This is a genomic window from Mongoliibacter sp. (genome assembly GCF_007692705.1).
Taxonomy (GTDB): Bacteria; Bacteroidota; Bacteroidia; order Cytophagales; family Cyclobacteriaceae; genus Mongoliibacter.
This window is the reverse complement of the sequence record NZ_REBN01000228.1, coordinates 1-10049: the sequence shown is the minus strand read 5'-3', so window position 1 is coordinate 10049 and position 10049 is coordinate 1. Positions and strand designations below refer to the sequence as shown.

11 protein-coding genes are annotated in these 10049 nt (G+C 37.4%); 5 read left to right on the top strand and 6 right to left on the bottom strand.

What is annotated here, in order from left to right:
* Positions 1-12 precede the first annotated feature (12 nt).
* Positions 13-186 (bottom strand): 6-phosphofructokinase, encoded by a 174-nt coding sequence (locus EA341_RS16235; protein ID WP_293016220.1) that lies wholly within the window; start codon positions 184-186, stop codon positions 13-15.
* 138 nt (positions 187-324) lie between these two features.
* On the opposite strand from EA341_RS16235, the gene EA341_RS16230 reads away from it, so the two are divergent.
* The 4 genes from EA341_RS16230 to EA341_RS16215 all read left to right on the top strand — a co-directional run bounded on the left by EA341_RS16230 (position 325) and on the right by EA341_RS16215 (position 4680).
* Positions 325-1065, top strand: coding sequence for an NYN domain-containing protein (locus EA341_RS16230; protein ID WP_293016219.1), 741 nt, complete (start codon positions 325-327; stop codon positions 1063-1065).
* Between the two features lie 92 nt (positions 1066-1157).
* Complete coding sequence (mnmA, locus tag EA341_RS16225) at positions 1158-2369, top strand: tRNA 2-thiouridine(34) synthase MnmA (protein ID WP_293016218.1); 1212 nt, start codon at positions 1158-1160, stop codon at positions 2367-2369.
* Between the two features lie 57 nt (positions 2370-2426).
* Positions 2427-3137, top strand: a complete 711-nt coding sequence (locus EA341_RS16220; RefSeq protein WP_293016217.1) for a pseudouridine synthase — start codon at positions 2427-2429, stop codon at positions 3135-3137.
* 61 nt (positions 3138-3198) lie between these two features.
* Positions 3199-4680: a M28 family peptidase gene (locus tag EA341_RS16215; RefSeq protein ID WP_293016216.1), complete on the top strand. Its 1482-nt coding sequence runs from the start codon at positions 3199-3201 to the stop codon at positions 4678-4680.
* A 28-nt stretch (positions 4681-4708) separates the two neighbouring features.
* Here the strand turns inward: EA341_RS16215 and EA341_RS16210 are convergent, their stop codons facing one another.
* Positions 4709-5569: a bile acid:sodium symporter family protein gene (locus tag EA341_RS16210; protein WP_293016215.1), complete on the bottom strand. Its 861-nt coding sequence runs from the start codon at positions 5567-5569 to the stop codon at positions 4709-4711.
* A 244-nt stretch (positions 5570-5813) separates the two neighbouring features.
* On the opposite strand from EA341_RS16210, the gene EA341_RS16205 reads away from it, so the two are divergent.
* Complete coding sequence (locus EA341_RS16205; RefSeq protein WP_293016214.1) at positions 5814-6404, top strand: hypothetical protein; 591 nt, start codon at positions 5814-5816, stop codon at positions 6402-6404.
* Positions 6405-6407: 3 nt separating this feature from the next.
* Here the strand turns inward: EA341_RS16205 and EA341_RS16200 are convergent, their stop codons facing one another.
* The 4 genes from EA341_RS16200 to EA341_RS16185 form a co-directional block, all read right to left on the bottom strand.
* The gene (locus EA341_RS16200) at positions 6408-6968 is read right to left on the bottom strand and encodes a 1-acyl-sn-glycerol-3-phosphate acyltransferase (protein WP_293016213.1); all 561 of its coding nucleotides are present in this window, start codon (positions 6966-6968) and stop codon (positions 6408-6410) included.
* Positions 6965-7768 (bottom strand): patatin-like phospholipase family protein, encoded by an 804-nt coding sequence (locus EA341_RS16195; RefSeq protein ID WP_293016212.1) that lies wholly within the window; start codon positions 7766-7768, stop codon positions 6965-6967. Before EA341_RS16195 ends, EA341_RS16200 begins: the two co-directional genes overlap by 4 nt.
* Positions 7758-8603 carry an MBL fold metallo-hydrolase gene (locus EA341_RS16190; protein ID WP_293016211.1) on the bottom strand — a complete coding sequence of 282 codons (846 nt, stop codon included), beginning with the start codon at positions 8601-8603 and terminating at the stop codon, positions 7758-7760. The genes EA341_RS16195 and EA341_RS16190 overlap by 11 nt, the downstream gene beginning before the upstream one ends.
* Before the next feature lie 76 nt (positions 8604-8679).
* Positions 8680-9627, bottom strand: a complete 948-nt coding sequence (locus EA341_RS16185) for an acetyl-CoA carboxylase carboxyltransferase subunit alpha (RefSeq protein WP_293016210.1) — start codon at positions 9625-9627, stop codon at positions 8680-8682.
* Between the last annotated feature and the right edge of the window lie 422 nt (positions 9628-10049).

Here is a 10049-nt window from a genome sequence, read left to right as displayed (position 1 = left end):
TCCAGCAGATTTCTAACCATTTAGTTTGATAATCCTTGGAGGATCCTGGCTTACTCCATTAAATGCTTCCATACTCCCATATACTTCCCATTCTTTGGATTTTTTTGCTCTTTTACAAATTCCGCGGATAACAGCATTCAATCCGGGGCAATCTCCTCCTCCGGTAGCCAACAAAAGTTTTTTCATAAATTCTAAAATTGATTTATTTGCAAATTACAAAAATTGACTTAAAAATAAGGGGAAGGAAGAATAGTCACATACATTAGAATACTGTTAATTGAATATTGATTAAATTGACCTCAAACCAAAAAACCTTGATTTTTCATGCAAAATGACATCAGAATTGCAGTTTTAATTGATGCAGACAATGTCTCGTCAAACCCCATCAAAGAAATGATGGAGGAAATAGCCAAATACGGTAATCCTACGGTTAAAAGGATTTATGGAGACTGGACCAAGCCTCAATTGGCAAAATGGAAAAATGTGTTATTAGAAAATGCAATCAGTCCCATTCAACAGTATAGTTATACTACTGGGAAGAATGCCACAGATTCCGCGATGATCATAGACGCGATGGATATCCTTTATTCTGAGAAAGTGACAGGTTTCTGCCTTGTTTCAAGTGACAGTGATTTTACCAAACTAGCCATGCGCTTGAGGGAAGCAGGAATGTTGGTATTGGGGATGGGAGAAAAGAAAACTCCCGAACCATTTATAGCGGCGTGTGACAAATTTATATATGTGGAAATACTTCAAAAAGAAGAAGAGCCTGAGTTGAATTTTCAAAAAGGTAAAGCCAGTACTAGACCTCAAGTAGATAAGATTACACCTAAGCTTATCCGTTTGATTTACAACACCATATCAGATTTGGCCGATGATGATGGGTGGGCATTTATGGGAGATGTAGGTAACCTATTACAAAAAAAACAGCCAAACTTTGACTCTAGAAATTATGGTTTTCAAAAACTAACTCCATTGGTGAGTTCTATCAATGCGTTTGAAATTGAACAAAGAGAAGCGCAAAAAGGAAAACACAAACTAATTTTTGTCAGAAATAAGGAGTGATTGAATACCTTTGCGAACCAATTACTCTAAGTCAATTGTTGCATCAGAAATGAAACCTCATGGACCTTGACTCCATGAATAATTTCGAATATATGGAAAATAAAAAAAGGGTAGTCGTTGGATTATCCGGAGGAGTTGATTCCTCTGTTTCAGCTTATCTCCTTAAGGAAGCTGGCTACGAAGTGATCGGGATGTTTATGAAAAACTGGCATGATGAATCTGTCACTATTTCAAATGAATGCCCTTGGATGGAAGATAGTACCGACGCTATGCTAGTTGCTGAAAAGTTGGGAATACCCTTTCAAGCAATTGATCTCAGTGAGGATTACAGGGAAAGGATTGTGGACTATATGTTTTCTGAGTACAAAGCAGGAAGAACCCCAAACCCCGACATTCTCTGCAATAGGGAGATAAAATTTGATATTTTTCTTAAAGCTGCACAAAAACTCAAAGCAGATTTTGTAGCTACCGGTCATTATTGCCAAAAAGGCCAAATTCAAAAAGATGGAAAAACGATCTATCAGCTTTTAGCAGGTGCTGATCCAAATAAGGACCAAAGCTACTTCCTTTGTCAATTGAATCAAGAGCAGCTTTCTAAAGCGCTTTTCCCAATTGGCCATTTACAAAAATCAGAAGTTAGGAAAATTGCAAAAGAACAGGACTTGGTTACTGCAGACAAAAAGGACAGTCAAGGCCTATGTTTTATTGGAAAGGTAAGGCTGCCGGAGTTTCTTCAGCAGCAACTAAAACCAAAAAAAGGAGAAATCCTCATGGTAGAGAGCTCACATTCCTCTTATCAAAATATACAAATACCTGCAGGAATAGCATTTGATGATTTGGACGAAAAAGAACTGTCTAATATTTGCTTACCATTGCAATATGGTCCTTCCGATGGTAAAAAAGTAGGTGAGCATAATGGAGCCCATTACTTCACTGTAGGGCAAAGAAAAGGGCTTCAAGTTGGAGGCACTGGCAAGCCGCTCTTTGTTATCAGTACAAATACGAAAGATAATGTCATTTATACGGGTTTGGGGGAGGATCATCCAGGCTTGAATAGATTTGGTCTTTTTGTTCCTTCGGAAGAAGTGCATTGGATCCGGGAAGACCTAAGACTGAAACCAGGTGAATCTGCAACATATAAAACCAGAATCAGATACCGTCAGCCACTTACAGGAGCTACACTTTTGATGAAGAAAGAAGGGCTCTATGTACTATTCGATCAAGCTCAAAGGGGTATAGCTTCGGGACAATTTGTAGCATGGTACCAGAATGAAGAAGCAATAGGTTCAGGAGTTATATTTTAATATTCAACGATTAGAAAGGTACCTCAGGAGGATTTTTCTTTTAAAGACAGCTATAAATTGAAAAAAGATTTAGCAATACTATATGAAGACGATGATTATATAGCCATAAATAAGCCGGCTGGAGTTTTGGTTCATAAAACCAACCTTGCAAAAGAAGAACAGGAACTCTTAGCCGTTCAAATGCTCAGGGATCAGATCAATTGTAAAGTGTTCCCTTTACATAGGATTGACAGACCTACAACAGGAATTCTCGTTTTTGCAAAATCATCTGAGGCAGCGTCCTTATTGCAGCCCTTGTTTCCTACAGATGCAGTAAAAAAAGAATACCTCGCGATTGTAAGAGGATTTATGCCACAAGAATCAGGAAGTATTGAAGCACCTTTGAAAAAGCATCTGGTTGGTGATTTGCAAGAAGCCACTACTCTTTATACATCAATTTCCAGCACTGAAATACCCTTTTCCTCTTCTCCAAAATATCCTACTAGCAGGTATTCATTGATAATGGCCTGTCCAAAAACCGGGAGAATGCACCAAATCAGAAGACATATGGCACATATAAGACATTATATTATTGGGGATAGCACACATGGAGACAACAAACAAAATAACTTTTTCAAAAAGCAATATGGTCTCCAGAACTTGTTGCTGCATGCCTATACATTTGAGTTTTTTCACCCAATACTGAAAAGCCAAATTCAAGTTAAAGCACCAATTCCAGAACATTTTAAAAATACAATCGATAATATTGGACTGGAGACAGTAAAATGATCTCAGTCAATTCAAATAGTAAACCGTTTATAATCTAATACCAACACAAACCATTTCAAATATGAAATTCAAAATCACCCTTGCAGTTTTTGCATTGACATTTTGTGCTCAGGCACAAGATGAAAAAGAACGTATCGAAAATAGCTTCGACGAGAAAGAGGCAATTTCCAGTTTTCGTTTTCTTGCATCAGACGAACTTATGGGAAGAGATCCGATAAGGCCTGAAATTGATGCAGCTTCAAGGTACATAGCTGAGCAGTTTTGGAAATACGGCACAAAGGAACTTGAAGGTGCTGATGGATATTATCAAAAAATCCCCTTTCGTTTATCAGGTCCACCCCAATCGGGAACACTCAGATTAGGGGAGCAAACTTTTACCCAAGGAGACGACATCTTAGTGTTAGATGGTGAAGACTTCACTGGTTCACACGAGATAATTGTATTAGGATACGGTTTAGAAAATGATTACGAAGGCAAAGATGTTAAAGGTAAAATTGTAGTAACCAATATAGGGGAACCTGGGAAATTAGGTCCAGCAGATCTGTTTTCTGGTGGAAGGAAAAAATTGGCATTGGCTAAAGAAAGAGGAGCTTTGGGTCTTATTGAGATTTTTAATGTTCCTACGCTTCCTTGGCAAATGGCTACCAACTTTCTTAACCGAGCACAACTGACAATAGACACCAACCCTGATGAGCAAAGTATTCCATATCTTTGGTTAAAGGATCCCAAAAATATTCTTATCAATGCAATAGGGAAAGGCGAGTATACTAATGCTGAAATAAAAATACTAGGCAAAGTAAACCGCTCGATTATTGGCAAAAATGTAGTAGCCTTTATCGAGGGTACAGATCCTATTCTTAAGGATGAATTTGTAATGCTTTCCGCCCATTATGATCATATTGGTGTAGGAAAACCAAATGCTGAGGGAGATTCTATATACAATGGAGCGAGGGATAACGCTGTGGGTACAGTTGCCATCATGAAAGCAGCTAAGTATTTTGCAGAACACCCTCCCAAAAGATCTATAATTTTTTGTGCTTGGACTGCTGAGGAAAAAGGACTATTGGGAAGTGCCTATTTTGCTGACAATCCTCTTGTACCTTTAAATCAAGTCATTTACAACCTCAATATTGATAACGGAGGCTATAATGACACTTCGATTATTACCGTCATTGGGTTTGGAAGGACTTCCGTTGATCCTTTGATTGCTGAGGCTACAGAGGTCTTTGGTTTAAAAACGATTGCTGATCCTTCTCCTGAACAAGGTCTTTATGACCGTTCAGACAATGTTAATTTTGCAAGAAAAGGAATTCCCTCTCCAACATTTAGCCTGGGTTTCACTGCTTTCGACGATGAAATTACCAGACATTACCATCAACCCTCAGATGAAGTGGATAATTTTGATCTTGAATATGCGGTTAAATACTGGAAGTCTTATATTCTCACAGCTGAAAAAATAGCAAATCATCCTGAAAGACCTCAATGGAAAGAAGGAGATAAATATGAACAGGCCGCAAAAGAGCTCTATAGTTTGGATAATTGATTTTTCCAGAGCAAAACAAAAGAGCCCGTCAGTAGCGGGCTCTCTTGTTCCCAAAGAATATGATTACAGCCGATGTCATAAACATGATCAAACTATAAATAGCTATTGGAATAGTCATTTCTGAATTTTTAAGCAAGGTGGCAGCAATCATGATCCCCAAAGTTCCGTTTTGAATTCCAGATTCGATTGAGATTGTCAACCTTTGTCGCTTTGGCAGAAGGAATACCGAGGCTAAAAGAAAGCCTACAATTAGTGTCAAAAGGTTTAAAATTAGCATTACAGGACCTGATAGAATGAAATATTCAACTATAGACTCCCTTTCTTTCAGAATTGCTGCAAAAATGATAATGGTAAAAAATATAGCTGATGCCAGTCTTACAGGCCTATCAGCTTTGATTGCTAAGACTGGAAACTTCTTTTTAAGAAACATGCCTATAGAAACTGGAATCAAGGTGACTCCCATGATCTGAATTATGGTTTCTCCCACTGGTAATGCTACACTTCCCTCCTCTCCAAAATAGTTGATTGCAAAATTGACAATCAGGGGAATAGTAATTACAGTTAAAAACGAGCTGACTGCAGTGAGACTAATGGAAAGTGCAATATCACCACGAGAAAGGTGGGTAATAAGATTTGAAGTAGCTCCCCCGGGACAAGCTGCTAAGATCATCACACCAACTGCAATTGCACCTGTTAAGCCGAAAAGCTGTATGAGTAAAAACCCAAAAACTGGTAAAAGGATTAGTTGGTTTGTAAGTCCAAGGAAAATAGCTTTAGGAAAAAGGAGAATATTCTTAAAATCCTTAATTGTAAGACTAAGTCCCATTCCGAGCATAATAAAGGCAAGAGCCAATGGTAAAAACACAGCTGTTAAAACGCTATCTTGCATGGTAATTTTGGGTTGAATTAAATTTTGAAAAACACTTTCAAAATCAATTTAAAAATAATTTTTACTGTTGAGTTGATTTTGAGAATAAATAAAATGATATATCTAAAACATAAAATTTATTAATCCTATTAAGTGAAAATTAAACAAATTTAAATTTGAAAAAACTCCTGTTTTCTTGATGAATGAGAATGTCATTTAAAAACCACTGAATTCCAATTCCGTTTTAAAAGTATAATTTAGAATAATGAGCAGAACTTTGATTCCTTGTTTGATTTTCACCCTCTTTGTCTCCTGCCTAAGTGAAGAGAAAGGAGTAGAAATCGGCACCCAATTGTTAGTAAATACAGATTTTTCAGCTTCTCAGATAAATGTTTCTCCATGGACATCCATATCTCCTGAGGGATTTATTCTTGGTGTAAGTAATGAAGAGTTTAATTCAGGTTCTAGGTCTGTTTTTATTGAAAGTACAGATAGTTTAAGCTTGAATTCTGGCATCTGGAGACAGACTTATAGAGGAAGAATGCCGGCAGAAGGAAGACGAGTGAGGTTACAAGCCATGATTAAAGGGGAAAATATTACTTCAAATGGATCGATTAGTAACGTTTTTATCTCCATAAGAGCATTTCCTGTAGAAGATAGCTCTGGAATTACTAGCAACAGGTTCGTCACTTCACAAAATAGAATTAGGGTCAATGGTACATTTGACTGGCAACCAATAGAAGTATCATTTCCACAATTCCCTGGGGAGGTAGACGAGCTTACAGTTTTCTTGGTGATGGGAGGGAGAACTTTCGGAAAAGTATATTTCGATGATGTGACCCTTACGGTAGAGTAAAAGTTAACGAATTCCTTTTTCTGGATATTTACCAGTTACGGTTCTTCCAAAAGCCATCATTTCCTCAATTTGATCATCCCTTTCTCCATTTGGAAAAATTACAGGCCCAATTCCTGCTTCTTTTTTTTTGTAATCGAGGTAACCTATCACGATGGGGACTTCTGCACCAAGAGCAATATGATAGAAACCAGATTTCCATTTTGGAGCATAGCTTCTGGTTCCTTCGGGAGTCACCATTATAACCAATTCATCAGCCTCTCTAAGCATATTTGTCATAGCCTCAGTGTAAGTTTGCTTTCTCCCTCCGGGCACCCTTTTCCTATCTATAGCGATGCCTCCAAGTACTTTGATCAACCAACCGAGAGGTCCTACCATAATTTCTTTTTTGATGGTAAACCTTACTGGAATATCCATAAGGTAAAAGGCTGCTCTAGCATATAATAAATCCCAATTACTTGTGTGGGGAATAGCAATAAGGACTGCCTTTTTTAATCCTTGAGGCCAGCCTACATTTAGTTTCCAACCTGCTATAAAGAAAACAATTTTGGATAGAAATTTCATCATTGGCTTAGGTATTTGGGTTTAGTGCTTGCAAGATCCAAAATCTGTTGGTTTTCTTCAATATATATTAAGGTAGCTTCATATCCAGCTTGAAAGATGTTTTCTGACTTTTTAATATCAAAAACTCCGTATCGTGCCAATCCCTTTGGTTCAATGAAAAAGTCACATTTTTGCTTCCTACTGTAAACATTATAATTCATCGACATGATAACAGTCCGTTCAATAAGTTTTTTGATATTATTGATATTATGCTCTTCTGGTAAATGATTACAATTTACCCCTATGATATAATCACAAAAACCATCTAATGGCTCTACTGGTAAATTATTTAGCACACCACCATCTACAAAATACTTACTATCTATCTCAATGGGATCAAACATACCCGGTATGCAACTCGAAGCCATCAGAGGTCTGATTAAAGGCCCTTCTGAGAAGTATACGACTTTGCCCCGCCTTATATCAGTAGCAGCAACCGTTAATGGGGTTTTGAGCGATTCAAATTTATTTTCGGGGATATATTTTAAAAAAAGCTCCTCTACAACATCCATTTTAAGAATTCCTGTCCAAGAAATAGCAGGTCTCAAAAATTTGAAATAATTAGTTTTAATGATTATTTCGTGGATTTCTGATGGACTGTGTCCTGAACAATATAGGGCTCCCGCAATGGCTCCTGCACTGCTACCACTAAGCCTATTTGGAAATATGCCATGGTCATTTAGTGCTTTGAGAACTCCTAAATGCGCTATTCCCCTGACTCCGCCACCTGAAAGTGCGAGACCTATTTTTTTTTCAGATTTCATTTAATGAAAATGTTTGATCTAACCGGACTCCTTTATCTGTCATTTTAACGGTGCAACATTCATTATCAGGGTCGTGTTCCAAAAAGATGATATATCCTTCTTCCGCTGCTTTCTCCAAGAACTTTTTTTTCTCCTCTAAGGTCAATAAAGGTCTGGTGTCATACCCCATAACATAAGGTAGAGGGATATGCCCTACTGAAGGAAGTAGGTCGGCTGCAAAAACCAATGTGTGACCCTTATATTTTATTTTTGGAATCATTTGCTTGTCTGTATGACCATCAGCTGTAAAAAAATCAAATCCATCAAAGAATTGATTCTTATCCAGGCTCAAAAACTGCAACTGCCCACTTTCCTGAATAGGAAGGATATTCTCTTTAAGAAATGAGGCCTTTTCTCTTCCATTTGGCGCTATTGCCCAATCCCAATGGTCTTTATTACTCCAGTATTTAGCATTTGGGAAAACAGTTCTTGGCTTTTGGGGGTCATTTTCTTTATATGATACCGCACCTCCAACGTGATCAAAATGCAGGTGTGTTAAAAAGTTATCAGTTATATCATTGAAATTTACTCCTGCATTATGAAGAGATTTTTCCAATGAATCATTTCCATAGAGGTAATAATGTGAAAAAAATTTAGCGTTCTGCTTGTCACCGATTCCACTATCAATAAGTACAATTCTCCCCTTACTTTCAACAAGAAGGCATCTCATAGCCCATGAACAAAGGTTGTTTTCATCAGCTGGATTCGTTTTTGACCAGAGCACCTTTGGTACAACGCCAAACATGGCACCACCATCTAGTTTAAAATAGCCTGTATTGATAACTTTAAGATTCATACTTAAAATAAAAAAGCACAATACTCAGGTAGTATTAAGAACGTACCTGAGTATTGTGCTACATGTTTTAAATTTCCTATTCAACAAAATGACCCATAGCACAGAATTTATCAATTCTTTGCTCTATTCTCTTTTCTGGTTTGATTTTATCTAACTCTTTCAAAGCGTCAAGGATAGTAGACTTTATCGTCTTAGCCATATTTTTCATATCCTTATGGGCACCTCCAAGAGGTTCTTCAATAATCCCATCGATTAGCCCATTTTTTTTCATATCATTGGCTGTCAGCTTTAAAGCTTCAGCTGCCTGTTCTTTGTAATCCCAACTTCTCCATAAAATGGAAGAACAAGACTCTGGAGATATTACAGAATACCAAGTATTTTCAAGCATAAAGACCTTGTCTCCTATCGCGATTCCCAAGGCACCCCCAGACGCTCCTTCACCTATAATGATGCAGATCACAGGGACTTTAAGCATAAACATTTCTTTTAGGTTTTTAGCTATCGCTTCCCCTTGTCCTCTTTCTTCTGCCTCTAACCCTGGAAACGCTCCTGGGGTATCAATAAGAGTCACGATAGGTTTACCAAATTTTTCGGCCATTTTCATTAACCTCAAAGCCTTTCTATAACCTTCGGGATTGGCCATACCGAAATTCCTTTCTTGTCTTTGCTTGGTATTCCTCCCCTTTTGCTGACCAATAAACATTACTGATTTACCGTCAATATCTCCCAAGCCACCAATCATTGCCTTATCGTCTTTCACAGTTCTATCACCGTGTAATTCAATAAAATCATTAGTGATTTCGTAGATATAATCTAATGAATATGGTCTGTCTGCGTGTCTGGAAAGTTGAACCCTTTGCCACCTGGTTAGGTTCTGGAATGTTTCTTTTTTCAAAATCTGAATTTTTTCTTCCAAAGACTGAATATCAGCAGATAAATCTATATTTCTACCTTTTGCCAAATCTTTCATTTCTTGAAGTTTGAGCTCCAAGTCAGCGATTGGTTTTTCGAATTCTAATAGCATACTTAGGTTTTTTGACTATGACAAATATAAAAATAATCTTAGTAACAAAAATTTAATTTACACCACCGTAGATAATCATTCCGTAAACGACTCAGGTTGAAAAAGTAACTTCAAAACTACAATAGTATAAAATTCAAAAACTCAACGACAGAGATAAATCGACAACTAGATGATTTGACATATACAATTATCATCTGAGATTTCCCTTTAGTTCTTTAGAATAGCTTTTTCTGTACCGGGTAACGCTCCACTTTCCCGACTGTATCAAATAAACAAAGTAACTCATGCTAAAAATCATGATCAATAAAAAAGCCTTAGTGTTAGACTCTAAGGCTTGCGGAATAGCCTGTCCCGGGTACCGGGAGACGTGTCTCGTCCTGAAAATGGTTGACACTTTTATCTTCCACAATATAGTCAGTGTT

Bases quoted from the DNA above. Each gene is read 5' to 3' on its own strand.
- EA341_RS16185 (WP_293016210.1), bottom strand. From the start codon at position 9,627: ATGCTATTAGAATTCGAAAAACCAATCGCTGACTTGGAGCTCAAACTT.
- EA341_RS16200 (WP_293016213.1), bottom strand. From the start codon at position 6,968: ATGATGAAATTTCTATCCAAAATTGTTTTCTTTATAGCAGGTTGGAAA.
- EA341_RS16195 (WP_293016212.1), bottom strand. From the start codon at position 7,768: ATGAAATCTGAAAAAAAAATAGGTCTCGCACTTTCAGGTGGCGGAGTC.
- EA341_RS16190 (WP_293016211.1), bottom strand. From the start codon at position 8,603: ATGAATCTTAAAGTTATCAATACAGGCTATTTTAAACTAGATGGTGGT.
- EA341_RS16230 (WP_293016219.1), top strand. From the start codon at position 325: ATGCAAAATGACATCAGAATTGCAGTTTTAATTGATGCAGACAATGTC.
- EA341_RS16205 (WP_293016214.1), top strand. From the start codon at position 5,814: ATGAGCAGAACTTTGATTCCTTGTTTGATTTTCACCCTCTTTGTCTCC.
- EA341_RS16235 (WP_293016220.1), bottom strand. From the start codon at position 186: ATGAAAAAACTTTTGTTGGCTACCGGAGGAGGAGATTGCCCCGGATTG.
- mnmA (WP_293016218.1), top strand. From the start codon at position 1,158: ATGGAAAATAAAAAAAGGGTAGTCGTTGGATTATCCGGAGGAGTTGAT.
- EA341_RS16210 (WP_293016215.1), bottom strand. From the start codon at position 5,569: ATGCAAGATAGCGTTTTAACAGCTGTGTTTTTACCATTGGCTCTTGCC.
- EA341_RS16215 (WP_293016216.1), top strand. From the start codon at position 3,199: ATGAAATTCAAAATCACCCTTGCAGTTTTTGCATTGACATTTTGTGCT.